The 18,185-nt window shown below is 37.1% G+C and carries 18 protein-coding genes; 5 read left to right on the forward strand and 13 right to left on the reverse strand.

Going from position 1 to position 18,185, the window contains the following annotated elements:
• Positions 1–10: 10 nt before the first annotated feature.
• The gene (locus tag NSQ71_RS18070) at positions 11–421 is read left to right on the forward strand and encodes an Rrf2 family transcriptional regulator (RefSeq protein ID WP_339193665.1); all 411 of its coding nucleotides are present in this window, start codon (positions 11–13) and stop codon (positions 419–421) included.
• A gap of 139 nt (positions 422–560) precedes the next feature.
• Here NSQ71_RS18070 and NSQ71_RS18075 read toward each other — a convergent pair whose 3' ends face one another.
• Both NSQ71_RS18075 and NSQ71_RS18080 read right to left on the reverse strand, forming a co-directional pair.
• The gene (locus NSQ71_RS18075) at positions 561–1,490 is read right to left on the reverse strand and encodes a response regulator (protein WP_339193666.1); all 930 of its coding nucleotides are present in this window, start codon (positions 1,488–1,490) and stop codon (positions 561–563) included.
• A 4-nt stretch (positions 1,491–1,494) separates the two neighbouring features.
• Positions 1,495–2,802 carry a sensor histidine kinase gene (locus NSQ71_RS18080; protein WP_340734370.1) on the reverse strand — a complete coding sequence of 436 codons (1,308 nt, stop codon included), beginning with the start codon at positions 2,800–2,802 and terminating at the stop codon, positions 1,495–1,497.
• Between the two features lie 283 nt (positions 2,803–3,085).
• On the opposite strand from NSQ71_RS18080, the gene NSQ71_RS18085 reads away from it, so the two are divergent.
• Positions 3,086–4,363 carry a cation:dicarboxylate symporter family transporter gene (locus NSQ71_RS18085; protein ID WP_066251467.1) on the forward strand — a complete coding sequence of 426 codons (1,278 nt, stop codon included), beginning with the start codon at positions 3,086–3,088 and terminating at the stop codon, positions 4,361–4,363.
• Positions 4,364–5,302: 939 nt separating this feature from the next.
• Here NSQ71_RS18085 and NSQ71_RS18090 read toward each other — a convergent pair.
• The 5 genes from NSQ71_RS18090 to NSQ71_RS18110 form a co-directional block, all read right to left on the reverse strand.
• On the reverse strand, positions 5,303–6,721 hold the full coding sequence (locus tag NSQ71_RS18090) for a PTS mannitol transporter subunit IICB (RefSeq protein ID WP_340734371.1): 1,419 nt from the start codon (positions 6,719–6,721) through the stop codon (positions 5,303–5,305).
• Positions 6,722–6,823: 102 nt separating this feature from the next.
• Positions 6,824–7,261: a PTS sugar transporter subunit IIA gene (locus tag NSQ71_RS18095; RefSeq protein WP_066251473.1), complete on the reverse strand. Its 438-nt coding sequence runs from the start codon at positions 7,259–7,261 to the stop codon at positions 6,824–6,826.
• A 33-nt stretch (positions 7,262–7,294) separates the two neighbouring features.
• Complete coding sequence (locus NSQ71_RS18100) at positions 7,295–8,452, reverse strand: mannitol-1-phosphate 5-dehydrogenase (protein WP_144598301.1); 1,158 nt, start codon at positions 8,450–8,452, stop codon at positions 7,295–7,297.
• Between the two features lie 72 nt (positions 8,453–8,524).
• Positions 8,525–9,085 (reverse strand): 6-phospho-3-hexuloisomerase, encoded by a 561-nt coding sequence (gene hxlB, locus NSQ71_RS18105; RefSeq protein ID WP_066251479.1) that lies wholly within the window; start codon positions 9,083–9,085, stop codon positions 8,525–8,527.
• Between the two features lie 14 nt (positions 9,086–9,099).
• Complete coding sequence (locus NSQ71_RS18110; RefSeq protein ID WP_066251481.1) at positions 9,100–9,795, reverse strand: ribulose-phosphate 3-epimerase; 696 nt, start codon at positions 9,793–9,795, stop codon at positions 9,100–9,102.
• A gap of 171 nt (positions 9,796–9,966) precedes the next feature.
• Here NSQ71_RS18110 and NSQ71_RS18115 point away from each other — a divergent pair, with 171 nt between their 5' ends.
• The gene (locus NSQ71_RS18115; protein ID WP_066251483.1) at positions 9,967–10,716 is read left to right on the forward strand and encodes a DeoR/GlpR family DNA-binding transcription regulator; all 750 of its coding nucleotides are present in this window, start codon (positions 9,967–9,969) and stop codon (positions 10,714–10,716) included.
• 217 nt (positions 10,717–10,933) lie between these two features.
• Here NSQ71_RS18115 and NSQ71_RS18120 read toward each other — a convergent pair whose 3' ends face one another.
• Genes NSQ71_RS18120 through NSQ71_RS18130 form a run of 3 tightly spaced genes read right to left on the reverse strand, consistent with a single transcriptional unit; the run spans position 10,934 to position 13,363 of the window.
• Positions 10,934–11,587 (reverse strand): TetR/AcrR family transcriptional regulator, encoded by a 654-nt coding sequence (locus tag NSQ71_RS18120; RefSeq protein ID WP_066251486.1) that lies wholly within the window; start codon positions 11,585–11,587, stop codon positions 10,934–10,936.
• Positions 11,588–11,618: 31 nt separating this feature from the next.
• A complete protein-coding gene (locus tag NSQ71_RS18125; RefSeq protein WP_094244781.1) occupies positions 11,619–12,644 on the reverse strand; it encodes an ABC transporter permease in 1,026 nt (341 codons plus the stop codon).
• On the reverse strand, positions 12,641–13,363 hold the full coding sequence (locus NSQ71_RS18130) for an ABC transporter ATP-binding protein (RefSeq protein WP_340734373.1): 723 nt from the start codon (positions 13,361–13,363) through the stop codon (positions 12,641–12,643). The genes NSQ71_RS18125 and NSQ71_RS18130 overlap by 4 nt, the downstream gene beginning before the upstream one ends.
• Before the next feature lie 254 nt (positions 13,364–13,617).
• Here NSQ71_RS18130 and NSQ71_RS18135 point away from each other — a divergent pair, with 254 nt between their 5' ends.
• Positions 13,618–13,773 (forward strand): hypothetical protein, encoded by a 156-nt coding sequence (locus NSQ71_RS18135; RefSeq protein WP_339229823.1) that lies wholly within the window; start codon positions 13,618–13,620, stop codon positions 13,771–13,773.
• A gap of 184 nt (positions 13,774–13,957) precedes the next feature.
• The gene (locus tag NSQ71_RS18140) at positions 13,958–15,376 is read left to right on the forward strand and encodes an NAD(P)/FAD-dependent oxidoreductase (RefSeq protein WP_339193676.1); all 1,419 of its coding nucleotides are present in this window, start codon (positions 13,958–13,960) and stop codon (positions 15,374–15,376) included.
• Between the two features lie 233 nt (positions 15,377–15,609).
• Here the strand turns inward: NSQ71_RS18140 and NSQ71_RS18145 are convergent, their stop codons facing one another.
• The 3 genes from NSQ71_RS18145 to NSQ71_RS18155 form a co-directional block, all read right to left on the reverse strand.
• Positions 15,610–15,981: a hypothetical protein gene (locus NSQ71_RS18145; RefSeq protein ID WP_063388277.1), complete on the reverse strand. Its 372-nt coding sequence runs from the start codon at positions 15,979–15,981 to the stop codon at positions 15,610–15,612.
• A 24-nt stretch (positions 15,982–16,005) separates the two neighbouring features.
• Positions 16,006–16,521, reverse strand: coding sequence for an acyl-CoA thioesterase (locus NSQ71_RS18150; protein ID WP_340734374.1), 516 nt, complete (start codon positions 16,519–16,521; stop codon positions 16,006–16,008).
• A gap of 335 nt (positions 16,522–16,856) precedes the next feature.
• A complete protein-coding gene (locus NSQ71_RS18155) occupies positions 16,857–17,906 on the reverse strand; it encodes an NAD(P)/FAD-dependent oxidoreductase (RefSeq protein ID WP_340734375.1) in 1,050 nt (349 codons plus the stop codon).
• Positions 17,907–18,185: the final 279 nt, after the last annotated feature.

Consider the following 18,185-nt stretch of genomic DNA (forward strand, 5'->3'; position numbering starts at 1 on the left):
GTGGAAACTTATGATTAACAGCCGTTTAGCAGTGGCGATTCATATTATGATCTTAATAGCATCAAATCCCCTTGAGCATATGTCTTCAGAATTTATTGCCAAAAGCGTCAACACGAATCCTGTGGTGATCCGGCGAATTACAAGCATGCTCAAGAAAGCGGGACTATTAACTCCCCATGCCGGCAGAACCGGAGCAAAATTAACAAAAAACCCTGAAGACATAACACTTTTGGATATTTTTAAAGCGGTCGAACCGAAAGACGAATTATTCGCCATTCACGAAAATCCGAACCCCAATTGTCCCGTTGGAAAAAACATTCAATCCGCCCTGGACAGCACATTTACGCGCGTTCAAAAAGCGATGGAAGACGAGCTGGCCAGCCAATCCCTAAAAGACGTAATGGGCCATTTCTTACAATAAGAATGGCCCATAAAAAATGAAGCTGTAGTTATTTCCTCTTTTTCGGCACTTATGACCGTTTCGCTGTTTTGAATAAGGTGAATGATTCATTTTTACTTTCATAAGTTTGCACGCATGCAGGGAATCTTTGAAATCGATTTTATTCCTCCATCAAGTGCTTGATTTCAAAATAAAAAGCATGGATAAATTTTTTCGTATTGATTCGTATAGACGATGCAGCTGCAGGCCGATCGGCTTTTAATTCCTCCATTTTTTGACGAACAGCAGTGAAATCAAAAAATTTGGATGAGTAATTTTCAAACTTTGGATGGATGAAGTCTGTGAGCCCAAGTGACGCTAAGTTGTTCAAGGAATGATAGATCGCCCTCCGCACACGTTGTTCAGACGCTTTAATTTCCCTTTTCAGCTCCTCTTCACTGGCTGCTTCTCCAAGCTTCTTCAACGCAATATTTCTAAATATCTCCTTTAATGAAGGAAATCCGCCGGCAAATGTTTTCTCTTGTTCGTAATCATATAAAAACTGCATGATTTCAATGAGATCTTTACTGCCGCTTTCTCCGGCAATGCCTAGTTCTGAAAGGAGGAATCGTGCACTGGCAGAAAGAGAATTTTCTTTATAAGGATTTACATTTTGCTTTAGAAGATGATCAACGTTCATAACACTATATAAAGAGTGATGGATATCCTGAATTGTTTTTTCCAAACGTATATGACCCATCACCTTCTTTAAGATTGACAATACTTCAATTTTATTAATCGGCTTCGTTATATAGTTTTCGATTCCGTATTCATAAGCTTGGCCGATCATATCCTTTGATTCCACCTGCGATATCATAACAATTTTTCCTTTAAAAATCGGCTTGATTTTCTTAATCGTTTCAATGCCGTCCTGAACGGGCATTAACAGGTCAACTAATAAAATATCGACTTTCTTCAAATTTAAAAATTCACCGCTAACATCAGCACCGTCTGCTGCTTCGCCGACGACCTCACCAAGTTCCTCGTCTTCAATGATATGCCATAGCATAGTACGAATTGACTCATCGTCATCTATTATAAAAAACCTCATAAAATCACCTTTTTTGGGTTAAATTTCCAATTGGCAGACGAACGATAAATGTTGCCCCTTTGCTATCTTCCTGATGCTCAATCATTACTTCCCCGTTAAGCTTTTCTGCCAATTCTTTCACATATGAAAGCCCAATACCTGTTGATGAATTGCCCGTGCTGTCGAATTTCAAGGTGAATCCTGGTTTAAAAATAATATCTTTATATTGATCGGGAATTCCGGGACCATCATCATGAACGCGTATTTGGAGCCAATCATTTTCCCGCTCCACTGCAATCTCAATGCTGCCAGTTCCTTTGATGGCCTCCACTGCGTTAGCGACAAGGTTATTCACAATGGAACTAAACGTATACACATGATACTCAGGATGTGACCCATTATATGCAATACTGAATTCAATGTTTTTCCCCAACAGCTCAGCATACTTCTCATGTGTTCGAACAATGATTGATAAAAGTGATCGGACATCTAAATAATCAAGGGAGCTTTCTTCTGAAATTACTTTTGAAAGTCCAGACAAAATGCGTTGATTATCTTTTTTGATCTCATGAACCTCGCCGGCAATCCTCAAGGCATGCCGTGAAAGCTCCTCCAGCGACAGCCTTTTCTTCCCTTTCCTGATCTCCTGCAATTTTTGATACAGGTTGTAAGATTGCCTCGTAATTTCCTCAGCATCTTGAACGGATTTTTTTAATAGCACCGACTCTTCGTAAAGGTTCGATACAAGCATGATCATATGTTCATTGCGTTTTTGAATTTCCGCTTCCCTTAGCTTAGATTCATGCAATTTTATCATACTAAATAAACCGATCACAAAAAAACTTCGGAATATGGCAATAATCATAATTTTATTAAAGGCATCTAAAGTCATAACCGTTCCAATCATAATATTTTCAGCGAGTAGCTCGACAATCCCGGCTGCCAATTCTATCACAATCCCCAAAAGGCCGATCACCCATGGTCGATTGTAAAATCGGTGAATTCTTAAAACAGAAAAAACAAGCGCATACGTGAAGTAATAGAAAAAATAAGGGGAATTTGTATGAATGGAAGCCATCCAATCAACAGATGTAAGGGATATCAAATCGAGAAGAACCCGAAATGTCACAATTGATAAGCCTGCAAGAACACCACATATAACAGCTGGTACCTTTCTCAGCCACAATAAAAAAATAAACAATGTTGGAGGTCCAAAACTCACCCGATAAACTTCATTAAATGGATAAAATTTAATTTCGCCAGCGAGCGGAACCAAAATGATCATTGCAACCAATAATTGAAGTTCTTTTTTTTCAAGAGAGTGCAAGTTCAATATTACCACAACCTTGTTATAATGGTTCCTCTTAAAAAATTGAATAAAAGTTAGAATTTTAAAAACGAAGTAAATAATCAATTTGTAGAATTTTGTAGATTTATCGTCTGATCTTGTAGTTTCAATTTTAAATTAGATGAGATAACTCGTAAGCGCTCTCGCAAACAACTCTACTAATTATTATAGCTTATTATTTCGACGAGTAATCATTTAAAAGATAATGATAATCAATTTTGTCATCCATTCGTTTTGGAGGCAATTATAAAAGAAAAGAGGTGCTATGATGAAAAGAATAAGCTTGGCTTGGCAAATTTTAATAGGTCTTGTACTAGGTATTGTTGTTGGTACTATTTTTTATGGTAACCCAGATGTTGCGAAATTTTTGCAGCCAATTGGGGATATATTTTTACGATTAATTAAAATGATCGTCATTCCAATTGTTATTTCCAGCTTAATTGTCGGTATTGCAAGTGTAGGTGATACAAAAAAGCTCGGAAAGCTTGGCGGAAAAACAATTTTGTATTTTGAAATTATTACAACTGTCGCCATTATTGTCGGACTTTTAGCAGCTAACATTTTTCAGCCTGGTTCCGGCGTCGATATGAGCTCATTAGAGAAAACAGATATTCATAGTTATGTCGATACGGCAGAAGCAGTTGAAAGCCACGGAATAGCTGATACATTTGTCAACATTGTTCCACCAAACATTTTCCAGGCATTTGTTGAAGGAAATATGCTGGCGATCATTTTCTTCTCTGTATTTTTCGGACTTGGAGTCACAGCCATCGGAGAGCGTGGAAAACCGATCATTGCCTTTTTCCAAGGTACAGCTGAAACGATGTTCTGGGTGACGAACCAAGTGATGAAATTTGCACCATTTGGTGTGTTTGCCCTTATCGGTGTGACTGTGTCTAAATTCGGTATCGAATCATTGGTGCCGTTGGGTAAATTAGTAATTGTCGGCTATGGAACAATGTTATTCTTCGTTGTCGTCGTTCTTGGATTTGTTGCAAAATTAGTCGGTCTAAACATTTTTCACATCATCCGTTTACTTAAAGAAGAGCTTATCCTTGCCTATTCAACCTCAAGCTCAGAAACAGTTATGCCAAGAATAATGGAGAAAATGGAGAAATTTGGATGCCCAAAATCCATTACAGCATTTGTCATTCCAACAGGTTATTCCTTTAACTTAGATGGTTCAACCCTATACCAAGCATTAGCAGCACTGTTTATAGCACAAATGTATGGCATTGATTTGTCCATCGCTGATCAAATTTCATTGGTGCTAGTATTAATGTTGACCTCAAAAGGAATTGCAGGCGTTCCAGGCGTTTCATTTGTTGTATTGTTGGCTACGCTGGGAGCAGTAGGCATCCCGCCTGAAGGTCTTGCATTTATCGCAGGTATTGACCGTATTCTCGATATGGCTAGAACAGTGGTCAATGTCATTGGAAATTCATTAGCCGCTGTCGTTATGTCTAAATGGGAAGGTCAGTTCGATGTTGAAAAAGCTATTTCATATATCAATTCTTTTAAAAATAATAAGCAATCCGCAGCTTAATATAACCGATATAATTCCAAAAACTTTGCAATCAAAAAGCCGGAGTGGTTATGATACCATTCCGGCTTTTGCTATAGATTGAAGATAATGATTTCAACAGCTTTGTTAGATTCATTCGTAAAAGATGATACTTCTGATCTTGATCGTTTTCTACATAGTTAAACGTTAAGAAAAAACAGAGCGTATTTTCCATCATTTCTGTCATTTCCTATTATTTCTTTATCTTTGTTTGTTCCAAAGTGCAATTCTTTCCCAAAAAGCTTTTCGCATGTAGAATGATTTTTCACAGGAATAAGCAGACAGCTCAAACTCGAAAAAAAGGTGTCACCTATAATGATTATTAAATAAAACTTGAAACTGTTTCCAAATTCAAGTATTATATAGAAAGACTTAGAAATAGGCACGTTTGAAAAAGTGAAAATTAATAATTTTATAGTGGACGGATGTTTATTATTTTCTTGTTGTCTTCAACACAAAATCACAATAGCCGAATCTGAAATAATTGGTGTATCGCTTAATTTTGCAAAATTACCATAAAACAACTTCTTCGTTTATTAGAGAGATAGAAACTTAAAAAACTTTGAACATATTTTTAAAAAGATAAATCAGGAGTTCCATTGCTTTCAATTCATTTCAGATTAGAAAAACCGTAAATTAAATTTATGGTATCTTAGGCTATTTAACTTATATAAGTTAGGGCCTTTGTTCAATCTAATTTTGAATAGTGGACGTGGTGAGCCGTCCGCGATTGCAAAAGTGAGCATTGCCTTATTTGCGCCATTTGCAAAAACACCACGTCCACAAAAGTTAAATCTCAAGGGAGTACTGTTTTCATATCTCTAATCTCCTAATGATTATTTTTCTTTTTAATACTAATATCTATAAAATTGTTGATAACGTTTGCAAGCAAAGAATCTCCAATTACACAAAACCATTTGTTTACCTTTTCCCTAATTCATCAATTAATTTTAATAAATTAGGATCTTCTATATAATTTTCTATAGTGATAATTCTTTTGTTTTTATGAGATAATCTTGCTCTTTCTAATAAATCTTTATGAACGACGATAATGTCAGTGTCTTCTGGAACATCCTCTATTCTATAATGTTTTACTTCAATACCGTCAATATTTGCTTTTTGCAGTCTTTTTCTAAATGTGGTTGCACCTAATGCACTGCTGCCGGCACCTGCATCGCAAGCAAATGAAATTTTACTTATTTTTGTATTAGACAGTTCATTAGATGGATTTAAAATTTGTTTCCCTTCAGATTTCATTGCTTTTGACTTTTCGATTGAACTTGTAAAATCTTCTTCATCTGTTTTTTTATCAAACTTTAATATTATTGCAGTAACGATGAAGGATACTACCGCAGCTACGATTACACCTGAAATGATTCCTAGGAAATTACCTTTAGGGGTTAAAGCTAAATAAGATATTATGGATCCCGGACTAGGTCCAGCTACAAGACCCGCATCGAAAAGATAAAAAGTTGTAATACCTGACATCCCGCCGGCAATCATTGCTAAAATTGTTAATGGTTTCATTAATACATATGGGAAGTATAACTCATGAATGCCTCCGAAGAAATGAATTATTATAGCACCCGGAGCAGTCCGCTTAGCAGCCTTTTTGCCGAAAAAGCTAAAAGCTAATAATAATCCAAGACCAGGTCCTGGGTTTGACGCAACGGTAAAGTAAATTGATTTTCCTGCTTCAAGCGTTTCTTGCATACCTAAAGGATAATATATTCCTTGATCAATGACGTTATTTAAAAACAATACTTTAGCTGGCTCATTAATAAGAGATAATAATGGTAAGTACCCTGTATCCACTAGAGATTTAATAGCGGATGAAACAACATTATTTGCCGCTTCAATAACCGGTCCTATAAAATAAAAGGAGAAAATCATTAGAAAGAAGCCTAAAATACCAATTGAAAAGTTATTAACAATCATTTCAAATCCTGCAGGTATTTTACCATCCATCAATTTATCAAATTTCTTTATAAGCCAGCCTCCCAAAGGACCAATAATCATCGCGCCTAAAAACATTGGTATATCGGATCCAACTATTAGCCCTATGGCTCCGATGGTACCCATTACAGCGCCCCTTTGGCCGGCAACCATTCTCCCTCCTGTGCTTGCTAAAAGCAAAGGCAATAAATACTTGATTGCCGGATCAACTATACTAGCAAGATTCTCATTTGGAAACCAGCCAGAAGGTATAAACAAAGCTGTTAATAACCCCCATGCAATAAAAGCTCCAATATTCGGCAAAACCATATTGGTCAAGAATCCTCCAACAGCTTGGATGCGTGCACGAAAAGATGGGGTTTTGGCTTTAATTACATTTTCCATGTATAACACCCTTTCTTCATATCAATATTTATAGAAGAAATTTCTATACTTTTTTGAAAAAAAAAGATGTTTAAATTTTAAATTTAATCAAAAAAACATTTTTTATTCTACCATTTTAATAACATTCATTATTTCTTCTTCATTGCTTGAATTTCTAAACTTATTTACAACATCTTCATCAATTAGTATAGAAGATAAGTCGGATAGCAAACCTAAATGACTTGAATTGTCTTCAGCCGCTAAGACGATAATAATATTCACTTCTTTTCCCTCTGGGAACTGCACGTTGTTTTGTAATTTCAAAAAAGAAATGCCTGTTTTGATTACTCCTCCTTCGTTTCTTGCATGCGGCATGGCAATTCCCGGAACAATTACTATATATGGACCATTTTTATTGACATTATCAATCATATCTTGAATATATTTAGGAGTAATATTACCTTTTTTTAATAAAGGATCGGAAGCAACTCTTATAGATTCCTCCCATGAAGATACTCTATTCAAGAAATTTATATTACCTTTTAAATATTCACTTAACACACCGTTTCACCTTTCTTCATGATTCTATTTACACTACCATTTCTGTATTTTTAGTTGATAATAAATTTCTTTAATTTTTTCTCTAATTGTTTTATTTTCTAACTCTGTAAAATGTAAAATGGCTTGTTCGATCCCATTTTCACAAATGTAGTTTTGCAAAATTACAGACTCTTCATCATCAGGGTTATCGAATAAAAATGCAGCAGCAACGGCAACTGATAAATATTCTATTGAAAGTCCTAAATCAAAAAGTTCTCTAGTGGGTTTAATTAATCGTTCATTATAGCCCAGTTTGCGAATCGGCGATCTTCCTACTCGCAAAATCGAGTCGCTAATATTTTTGTTTTTAAAGCGCTTTATAATTCTTTCAATAAAATCACTCATATCTTTTGGGTCCATATTAAATTTCCTTAAAATATATTGGGAAGCTTCATTTAGCGTTTCCCGTACAAGATGTTCAATTTTTGCATTTCTCAAAGCGCTCTGTATTGTAGATTCTCCTGCTAAAAACCCAATATAAGCAGTTGCCGCATGACCCATATTCACTAAATATAATTTTCTTTCAATATAAGGCTGTAAATCTTCAACATAGATTGCGTTTTTTATAATAGGCGAATCTGCATTAACGATTTCTGATTTGTTAATGATCCATTCATAGAACGGTTCTACAAGAACACTCTCACCCCCTTCGCTATGTTTTGATAAAGCTAGGCGATCAATAGCTGAATTAGGAAAGCCAACAAAAGTACATATATTTTCCATTTCTTTATTTGAAACATATCTCTTTATCTCACGTTTCAAACTGGAAGAAGCGTTAATTGCATTTTCATTTGCGATAATGTCGATCTTCTTTTTATTTTCTTTTGCTCTTTTCAAAAGGCCTTGAGCTAATATATTAGCAATTTTAGGTATGTTATTGATGCCGACAGATGTTGTAATTAAATCTGCATTCACAATAGCATTGATCACTTCTTCTTCTTGTGTTACACTGTTTAATGCTGAAACCGGAGAGATAGTCTCTATCGTATGATTATCATCTAATATCTCAACCTGATAACTATTGTAATTGTTAAATTTATCAACCGTTTTTTGATTTATATCCACGAAACAAACTTCATACCCAGTTTTGTTTAATAAGTAACCAATTAAACCTTTCCCTATATTCCCTGCACCAAAATGCAACGCTAGCATAATATTATCTCCCTTTACAATACTTAAAACTCTTTATCAAAGAATATCCAATCCAGCGAAGCTATTAACTTTTTACTCTAAATTCGCGTGATATTGCCAAAGACTAGACATATCAATATTTTGCTCTCTAATCATCATTAAGGCTAACGCGTCGCCTAATAACAATAAGCTTTGTTCAAATAAGCTTGTCATTGGTTGTACAGATTTCACTTCATTTGGCAGCTGTAGTTTTGTACCTACTGGTATCCTTACGAAACAATCTGAATACTCATTCATTGAGCTATTTGGATTTGCACCTATATGAGCAACTTTTGCTTTAAATTGCTTTGCCTTCTTTGCAATGATTAATGGAAAAGCCGTTTCTCCGCTTCCCGATCCCACTATCAACAAGTCTTTTTCAGTTATTGCAGGCTCAGTGATTTGGCCGACAATATAAGTTTTAATACCAAGATGAGCTAATCGTTTAGCGATAGCTTTCAAAGATAATAGAACTCTTCCAACCCCGACAAAAAATACTTTATCTGCTTTTTTTATCTCGATTAACAATTTATTGACTTCATTCATATCAATTTGGTTTAAAGTAGTGGTGAGTTCGTTTGTAATTTCCTTTACAATATCATAGTAATTAACCATTATTTCCCCTCTTTTCACAATAAACCTTCTATGATGCATTTTTCCATCGCTTTTTTATTCTCAGCTAAACTTTTGTCTCGAATAAATAAGCTTGTACTCCCGGCAACTAGTATGTCGGCCCCAGCTTTTACTAAGCTTGGTATTGTGTCTAAAGATACTCTGCCATCAACCTCAATATTTGTATCCAATTCTTTTTCTTTTATTAATCGCGCCAAATCTTCTACTTTTTTTATTGCATAAGAAACTTGCTTTTCATTTTCATCAGTTGCAAAGCCTGGATTGATTAACATTAACAAAATGGTATCGCACTGCGGCAAAATATAATCCAGGACAGACAGGGGAGTTGCTGGGTTGAGTGCTAAACCTGCTTTAATTCCATTGTTTTTTATTAAGTTAATGTATCGATCAATATGAGTGCTCGTTTCATAGTGAAATGATATTTGTTGTACATCAATTTTGATCATCTCTTGTATAAAAAATTCATTATTATTGGACATAATGTGGACATCAAAATTCATATCAGTTATTTTTCGTAATTGCTTAATAGTATCTATTCCCAATGGCATACTAGGGCTAAAGTGTCCATCTATAATATCAATATGTAAAGTATCCAGTCCTTCTTTCTCAATTTCTTTTACACTTTTTTCTAAATTACATAAGTCAGCACACATTATAGAAGGTGCAATCGTTATTTTTTTATTGTTTTGCATGTTTGTGCCTCCATTTGCATGTGTTTGCATGTTTTCCTTTATTATAAAACGCATATAATGAAAAGTAAAGCATGTTTTTGCGTTTTTGTGCCATTATTTGCGCGAATGCGTTTTGATCAATTGTTGAAATTATGATAAACTATAAGAAAGACTTAAAGGAGTAAAGTCACTATGCTAAAGGAAGAACGTCAACAAAAAATCTTGCAGATTTTAAATGAAGAACATAAAGTTATTGCAAGCGATTTAAGTAAACGCCTGTCAGTTTCGGAGGATACAATTCGAAGAGATTTAAAGGAGCTTGATAACCGCGGACTTATTAAAAGGGTTCATAGCGGAGCTTTGAGGATAGGGCCTCCTGTTGTTGATTTTTCAACAAGGCAGCACATGTTTAATGAAGTTAAAATTAAATTAGCTAAAAAAGCTTTATCCTTTATAAAAGAAGACATGGTTTTATTAATTGATGGAGGAACGACTAATTTACATCTAGTAAACCAATTACCTTTAACATTAAAAGCCACCGTCATTACAAACAGCCCGCCAATCGCTATGGCTCTGACTAATCATCAACATATTGATGTTATTATGATCGGCGGAACTTTATTCAAACAATCAATGGTTAATTTAGGAATAGACACTGTCGAATCTTTAAGTAATATGAGAGCAGATTTATATATCATGGGAATTTACAAAATTGATCCTTATATAGGAATCAGCGTCCCAAGCTTATCAGAAGCATTAGTAAAGCGGAAAATGGCTTCCATCTCTTCTGAAATATTAGGGATGGCAACATCTGATAAATTAAGCACTGTTTCCAATCACATTGTATGTCCTACTAAAGATTTAACATACTTAATAACAGAAAATATTAGTCCTAACATTAAAAAGATATATGGAAGCCAACAAGTAGTGGTGGTTGATTGATAATGCATTAACAAATTTGATAATCAGCAGTTTGATGAGAAAAAAACGAGGGTAAATGAAATCAGATTCAACAAGCCGCTGGTATTGCTAATATATACCATATTGCTAAATTTCGAAGACCGCTTGGTTAATTCCAATTTAATTAAAAGAGGATAGTCTTCCTTCAGGGCAGACTATCCTGCAAAAAATCATGTATCTTTGATGATTGATTAAGCCGTCAAATCCCCTTTAACCCGTTTCGAATAAATTGGACCGTGTATTCCATTTCTTTCTCGTCATCCCATGGATAATCCGGCATGACCAAAAAGCGGGTAATGAAAAACCCAACGATCGCGTTAATCGTTAAACGAATGACAGTCTCGGTGGGAAAATCACCTATTTGCCCATTTTGTTTAAAATGGTTGACAACTTTTATAAACTGAGGCAAAACTTTTTCAGTAAAAACCGCGCTAAATTTTTCTTGAATTTCTGCATGGAACGCCATTTCCTGAAAAAAAATTTTTAACAATGGGACATTGTTTTTGACAAATTGATAGCGGTTGCGGATGATTTTCCTTAACAGATCTTCAAAATCATCAAGTCGTTGATCCTGGAAAACTTCATTGATAAACCTTTCAGCAAATAAGGGGACGGCAAATTCTATAATGATCGGTGAAACGATGGATATCAGCAAATCTTTTTTTGTTTTGTAATGGCGGAAAATCGTTCCTTCCGCTACCCCGGCTCTTTTCGCAATTTCGCTCGTGGATGTCGCAGCATACCCTTTTTCGGCGAAAATTTCGACTGCCGCTTGAAGAATTTTTGCCTGCTTTGGCGTTAAATCTTGATTCGCTGCCTTCATGAACTCGTCCATAAAATTTTTCTGGTCCATACACTTTCCTCCTTATTTCTCTCTTTTATTGTTATAACCTGCGATGTTTTTTCAATGCAAATATATTTAAGACATAGAAAAGCAGCGCAAAGCCGAACAATATTAGCAAATCCTGCCAAAGATCGACCAAGTCTTTTCCTTTAATCATGATTTCTTGAATGGCGTCCGCTCCGTAAGTAAGCGGCATAAATTTACTCAACACTTGCAACCACTCTGCCAATGTCTCCAAGTTAAAGATTCCCGAAAAAAATGCTTGTGGAATGATGACAATCGGAATAAACTGCATGATTTGCAGCTCATTATTTGCAAAGGCTGATAAAAGGGTAGCAAGCGCCAGCGCAGTGATGGCTAATAAAAATGTAACTACTAACAGCTGCCAAAAATCCCCTGCCATCCAAATATCAAGTACATATACGCAATACGTGACAATAACGAACGATTGAATAATCGTGAATAAGCCAAATCCTAGCAAATAGCCTGTTACAATCTCCCATCTTTTAATCGGCGTCGACAGCAATTTTTCTAACGTTCCTTGTGTTCTTTCCCGCAAAAATGAAATGCCGCCTAACACAAAAACAAAGAAAAAGACAAAAAAACCGATTAGTACTGAACCCGTCTGATCAAAAAGATTGATTTTGTCAGAGCCATAATAATATTCGACATCAGGCTGAATATTTTTTTGGTCTGACAGGGAGCTGAAGGCGGTTTGAATCACCTTCATAACCGCTGAATTGGCTGTCGGGTCGCTTCCTTCCAGCAAAACATACGGAACATGATTTTTTATCGTTATAAATGCATCTAAATCCTCTTTTTGAAAAGCCTCCTTCGCTTCACTTTCGGACATTTGAACAACATCTTTCTCCAATTCATTTTGTAATACTTGCTCAAGCGGCGCCGGTATATTTTCTGCTGCTATTTTCGGTTCGTATGGGTCGCCGTCTAATACAAGCCATACAAGAGTGATAACTAAAAGCGGTGCAAAGATCAATAAAGCAATCGACCGTTTATCCCTTAACAGCTGTCTTATAATTCGGATGACAACAGCTCCTACTCTCATTTCTCATTCCTCCCGTATGCTAAGAATGCTTCTTCAAGTGAATCGACCTTTTGGTTTTCTTTTAGCTTTTCCGGCGTATCACAAGCAATGATATAACCGTTTCTTAGCATGGCCAGACGATCACACTTTTCCGCTTCATCCATGATATGTGTCGTAACTAAAATGGTCATCCCGTTGTTTTTTAGTTTTCTTAATTCACTCCATATCGATTGGCGAAGCACTGGATCGATTCCAACCGTCGGTTCGTCTAAAATTAATAGATCCGGTTTATGCATGAGTGAAGCAGCTAGAGACAACCGCCTTTTCATCCCACCTGAAAAGTCCCTGACAACTTTATCCATATGATCAGTTAAATCGACAATTTCCAAAACTTCCTGAATCGCTTTCTTCCGTTCTTGGCGTTTTAGCCCGTAAATGGCGGCTATAAATTCCAGGTTTTCTTTCGCGGTCAACTCCTGATAAAGAGCATCCGATTGCGCCATATAACCGATTGATTTCATTAGCTCGAGTGAAGGGACCTTTTGATCTTTGATGAAAATTTCTCCTTGATCTCCCTCTAAAATTCCTGTGATCATTTTGACCAACGTCGTTTTCCCAGAGCCAGATGGACCAAGAAGCCCGAAAATCTCTCCCTCATTTACGTCCAAATCAATATTTTTTAGCACTTTTTCCTTCCCAAATGAAATCGCAGCTTTACGGACAATAATCATTGAGGCCATTTTTTCCCTTCCTTTCGTACAAAATGAGTGAGTACTCACATACATTATAGTTGTGCAAACGAATTTTGTGAAGTGAGTAATCACTCATTTTTTGTAAATGATAGAAAAAATTTTTTAAACAGATTCGGCTTTAATAGTTATCGTCTTAAAAAAGCTGACCGCTGCGGATTTATACAAAAAGCAACAATAAGCATCTGAAATAGAAAAAATCCACACAAATTGACTGAGGAATGAACATCAGAAGATGCGCTTTTTTGCACAAATTATGCCCATTGGAGAAATCGGGGCAATCGGTTAGCTATTGGCTCATTAGGAGTGTTTTACAGGAACGACTAGATGAAGATAGCCTTGGTATTCGTTCCTTAGAAGAAATTAAACAAGCATTTTTAGTTATTTTACATAACGATTAAAGGAGATTTTAGATACAATACACATTCAATAAAAATGGTTGAAGTGATACTATATGGGCAAGTGGTACTGTAAAAACAATAATGATTGATTCAATATAATAATTCTTCTCATGCGGATTTCTGTTTACGGATAAGGCTGACATATGTGACTTTCAAATCTTACAGTTGAAAGAAGTGAAAAAGGATGAGCTTAGAGGCATTAAACAAACAAGTGAAAACCGATCTTTCCTATCTCGCCTTCGGAGGTCCAAGCTGGGTGCGAACGCTAAAAAAACCTGAAGGGCATGTCTACGATGTCGTGATCGTCGGCGGCGGCCAAAGCGGCTTAGGTGCGGCTTTCGGTCTTCTACGCGAACGGATATCCAACATTCTTGTCATTGATGAAAACCGAGAGGGCTGGGAAGGACCGTGGGAAACCTACGCCCGTATGGTGACCTTGCGAACACCTAAACATTTGACCTCCATCGATCTTGGGATTCCTTCCCTAACCTTCCGCGCTTGGTGGGAAGCACAATTCGGATCGGAAGGCTGGGAAGCGCTAGACAAAATTCCTCGGGGAGATTGGATGAATTATTTGCGCTGGTTTCGGAAAGTTCTCAATCTGCCCGTCATCAATGAAGTAAAGTTGAAGTTGATAGAGCCGACTGATGAAGGGATTCATCGGCTTCATATTGAAGGAACGGGTGCACCATCTGACATATTGCTCGCACGAAAGGTTATTTTAGCCACGGGAATTCAAGGCGGCGGCGAATGGCATGTTCCTCCTTTCATTGCTGAAAAATTGCCGCATCATCTCTATGCCCACTCCTCAGAAGCAATTGATTTTAAAGCACTACAAGGGAAAAAGATCGGAATTTTGGGCGGCGGCGCATCTGCCTTTGATAATGCCAATTTTGCCTTATCAGAGGGTGCGGCCGAAGTTCATGTCTTTGTCCGCCGCAAGAAATTGCAGCGTATCAATCCGATCCGCTATATGGAAGTTTCCGGTCTAATTGAACATTTCCAAGCTCTATCGGACGCTGATAAATATGCAATCATCGCTCATTTCTTTAAATATAATCAGCCGCCGACCAACGATACCTTCGGACGCGCAGCCTCATGGCCCGGTTTTCACCTGCACTTAGGAGCACCATGGCTTGATGTTGAAGCTGCAGATCAAGGTGCAGTAGTGACCACACCTCAGGGCAAGTTCACCTTCGATTTTCTGATCATCTGCACCGGACTCGTCACTGATCCTGCTTTGCGTCCGGAGCTGAAACTTGTCGAAAGCCACATTGCTCGTTGGGGAGACCGCTATCATCCCCCGAAGGAGCTGGCCAATCCAATGCTTGATGCCCATCCTTATCTCAGCCCTGGTTTCGCTTTTATAAGCCGCGATGAAAAGGGCAAAAAGCTTCTGTACGGAATTTTCGCTTTCAACTATTCGGGTTTGATCAGCTGTGGCATTACAGCAGCTGCTCTTTCCGGCTTGAAATACGGTATACGCAAGCTCGTATCAGAAGTAGCAGATCAGCTTTTCTTAGATGATCGCGAAAAGATATTGAAAGACTTCTATTCCTATAGCGAAATCGAATTTGTCGGTGAATGGACTAAAAAGGAGTAAGGCCTTAGAATAACCGTTGGTAGTGTGGGGGCTGTCTCAAGCTGATTTTTCAGCTAAGAGGCGCCCCTTTTTCAAATAAAAATAACGTTTATATCTTTTTCGGACAGCTGTTTGTAATGCAAGCAATTTATGGTCTGAGAAAGCGGCCTTTTAACACTCTTTAAAAATAAATAAGGTGAATCGAATCAAAGTTCGATCCACCCAATTAAATTTTTTCAGTTTCCTTCGAACAATTAATGGACCACGGCTGGACCAATTAATGCTGCTGGTTTTTCCCCTAAAGCCAGCTTGCTAATGTTTGTATAGCTAATATGTTTATATGATTGCAGCAATTGTTTTAATTCCGGAAATCTTTTATCTTTTTTTAGTTTTTCGATTTCCTGATGATAGATAGACAATACATAATCATCCTGAAATTTCGGTTGGAATCGATCCGGGTCTTCATCCATTAGTAAAGAGCCCATATATTGATATCCATATTGTAATTGACGAGTCAAATGGACGATATTTAAAAATTTCCGATAAATAGTTGGTGTTGTTGCCTTTAAGTTTTCGATAGCGGTTTGTGCATTTTTCAACTCATCGTAACTAGAGTCTATTATCACACTATATCATTCCTTTGTTCCGTATTAATCCCACGGTTTATTCAGTGAAAGTCTGGACACGAGTTCTTTATTTTGTTGTCTTTTTAACTTGCGAATGCTTTCACGTTCTTTTCCTGTTTCGTAGAGATATTTTTCTTCCTCTGTTTCTGGAATAATAGGCGGTACTTCCAACGGCCTTTTATTTTCATCTAGAGGAACAAAAGTGAAAAATGCTGTAGCTGCAATTCTTCGTTTTCCAGTTTCTAGATCTTCTGCAATCACTTTACAGAAAATCTCCATGGATCTTTTACCTGTATAGCTAACAAACGATTCAATACAAACCGAATCACTTACCCGGATCGGTTCAAGGAAATTAACGGAGTCGGTCGACGCTGTAACACATTCCTTTACCCTTGTATGTCTGCGGGCAGAAAGCGTCGCACATGCATCCATCTTCTTCATTAAAACTCCGCCAAATAATGTATGATAATTGTTCAAATCATTAATGAGCACTTGATCGGTTTGAACAACACGTGTTTCTTTCATTTTTTTTGCTTCCATTATGATCACCTTGCAAATAAAAATACTTTTGAAGCGTACGCTTCATCCGCATTTAGAATTTTTACAAAGAGAATTATAATATAGCTGGTTTGCAAAGATACAATGCCAATCCTATATACAATTCATAACAAAATAGTATGGAAGCGCTCTTTAACCTAAACAAAAAACCACCCGTGTGATGAGCTGCCCCCAGTCAAGTAGACAGGAATAAAAAAGCACATATAGAAAAATCCCTCCATAATAGACAGATGAACAGGCTTTCTTTTTCCTGTCTACTATAAAGGGATCGTATCATTGAGCTTGGTCGTGTGTTACATTCTATTCCAAATAAACTTTTATTTCATCATTTGCTTTATCAATTCTCGGTTGAGTTCTTTAAAGATTTCGTTATGGGATGATACCATGCCAAATTTATCAGCCTTAGGTTCAATAAATTGTTTAGCTCTATTTACCGCATTTGCGGCATCCTGAAAGGCCCCCGCAATCAAATGCAATTTCCCATCGTATTTTAGAATATCCCCCGCTGCATAAAGTCCCGGTACAGAAGATTCGCTATGGGCGTTGCCCGCAATGTAGTGATTGTCAATCATTTGAATATTCAGCTCGCTTTTTTCCAGCAAGGAGGAATCGCGCTCATAGCCATGATTCACAATTACTTCATCAATCGGTAAATAGGTGATCTCTCCTGTTTCACGGTTTGTTAGCTCAACTCGTTCAATCCGTTCATGGTCCTCGCTGGCAATCAATTTGGTAATCGTTGTATGAAAATAACAAGTAGCCGAGCTGTTTAGAAGCTGCGTCACCTGCGATTCATGACCTTTTAACATCTCCCCTCGATACGTCAAATACACTTTTTTAGCAATCGGCACTAATTCATTCGCCCAATCAATAGCCGCATTGCCTCCTCCTGAAATGATGACCGTTTTATTTTTGAAGAGCTTTAACGATTTCACTGTATAATGCAGATTAGCCACCTCGAACTTTTCTGCACCCTCGATCTCCAGTTTTTGCGGCTTCAATATACCGCTTCCCACTGCGACAATGACCGTCTTGGAAAAATGCTGCCGTCCAGAAGCGGCCTGCAATATAAAAGTGCCATCTTCCTTTCGTTTCATCGATTCAATCTTTTCATTTAGTACCACTGTAGGATTAAATGTTAATCCTTGCTTGACAAGCTGCTTAATTAATTGTTCTCCTGTAATCGGTGCATGTCCTCCAACATCCCAAATCATTTTCTCCGGGTAAACATGAAGCTTGCCGCCCAATTGCGGCTGATACTCAATCAGCTTTGTTTTCATTTCCCGCAATCCGCTATAAAATGCCGCATACAACCCCGCTGGTCCGCCGCCAATAATCGTCACATCGTATAATTCGTCATATTTCATCTATTTCCACCTCTCCTAGAACTCAGTAAATGATTATCATTCTCAATTAAATATACATTGTTTTTACCTCTTTTACAACGAACAGTGATTGTCTATTGAAAAAAATGTTTACACCATATAGAGCTCGTATTGTTTATGGACGGTCGGACCACTGTCTCGCATTCGCACAACGAGAGCAAGTCCCAGACGGTTTCTAACCGTTGGAAACATCCGTCTTTCTTCAAGCTATCTATGAAAATCGTTTGTAGATGCAGGAAATCAACGGACATCTAGAACCTC

Origin of the sequence: Aeribacillus sp. FSL M8-0235 (assembly GCF_038000355.1) — a bacterium.
GTDB classification, from domain to species: domain Bacteria; phylum Bacillota; class Bacilli; order Bacillales; family Aeribacillaceae; genus Aeribacillus; species Aeribacillus composti.

Excerpts from the sequence above, each read along its gene's own strand:
- NSQ71_RS18070 (WP_339193665.1), top strand. The coding sequence starts at position 11 with ATGATTAACAGCCGTTTAGCAGTGGCGATTCATATTATGATCTTAATA.
- NSQ71_RS18075 (WP_339193666.1), bottom strand. The coding sequence starts at position 1,490 with ATGAGGTTTTTTATAATAGATGACGATGAGTCAATTCGTACTATGCTA.
- NSQ71_RS18085 (WP_066251467.1), top strand. The coding sequence starts at position 3,086 with ATGAAAAGAATAAGCTTGGCTTGGCAAATTTTAATAGGTCTTGTACTA.
- NSQ71_RS18090 (WP_340734371.1), bottom strand. The coding sequence starts at position 6,721 with ATGGAAAATGTAATTAAAGCCAAAACCCCATCTTTTCGTGCACGCATC.
- NSQ71_RS18100 (WP_144598301.1), bottom strand. The coding sequence starts at position 8,452 with ATGCTAGCGTTGCATTTTGGTGCAGGGAATATAGGGAAAGGTTTAATT.
- hxlB (WP_066251479.1), bottom strand. The coding sequence starts at position 9,085 with ATGGTTAATTACTATGATATTGTAAAGGAAATTACAAACGAACTCACC.
- NSQ71_RS18110 (WP_066251481.1), bottom strand. The coding sequence starts at position 9,795 with ATGCAAAACAATAAAAAAATAACGATTGCACCTTCTATAATGTGTGCT.
- NSQ71_RS18115 (WP_066251483.1), top strand. The coding sequence starts at position 9,967 with ATGCTAAAGGAAGAACGTCAACAAAAAATCTTGCAGATTTTAAATGAA.
- NSQ71_RS18120 (WP_066251486.1), bottom strand. The coding sequence starts at position 11,587 with ATGGACCAGAAAAATTTTATGGACGAGTTCATGAAGGCAGCGAATCAA.
- NSQ71_RS18125 (WP_094244781.1), bottom strand. The coding sequence starts at position 12,644 with ATGAGAGTAGGAGCTGTTGTCATCCGAATTATAAGACAGCTGTTAAGG.
- NSQ71_RS18130 (WP_340734373.1), bottom strand. The coding sequence starts at position 13,363 with ATGGCCTCAATGATTATTGTCCGTAAAGCTGCGATTTCATTTGGGAAG.
- NSQ71_RS18140 (WP_339193676.1), top strand. The coding sequence starts at position 13,958 with ATGAGCTTAGAGGCATTAAACAAACAAGTGAAAACCGATCTTTCCTAT.
- NSQ71_RS18150 (WP_340734374.1), bottom strand. The coding sequence starts at position 16,521 with ATGGAAGCAAAAAAAATGAAAGAAACACGTGTTGTTCAAACCGATCAA.
- NSQ71_RS18155 (WP_340734375.1), bottom strand. The coding sequence starts at position 17,906 with ATGAAATATGACGAATTATACGATGTGACGATTATTGGCGGCGGACCA.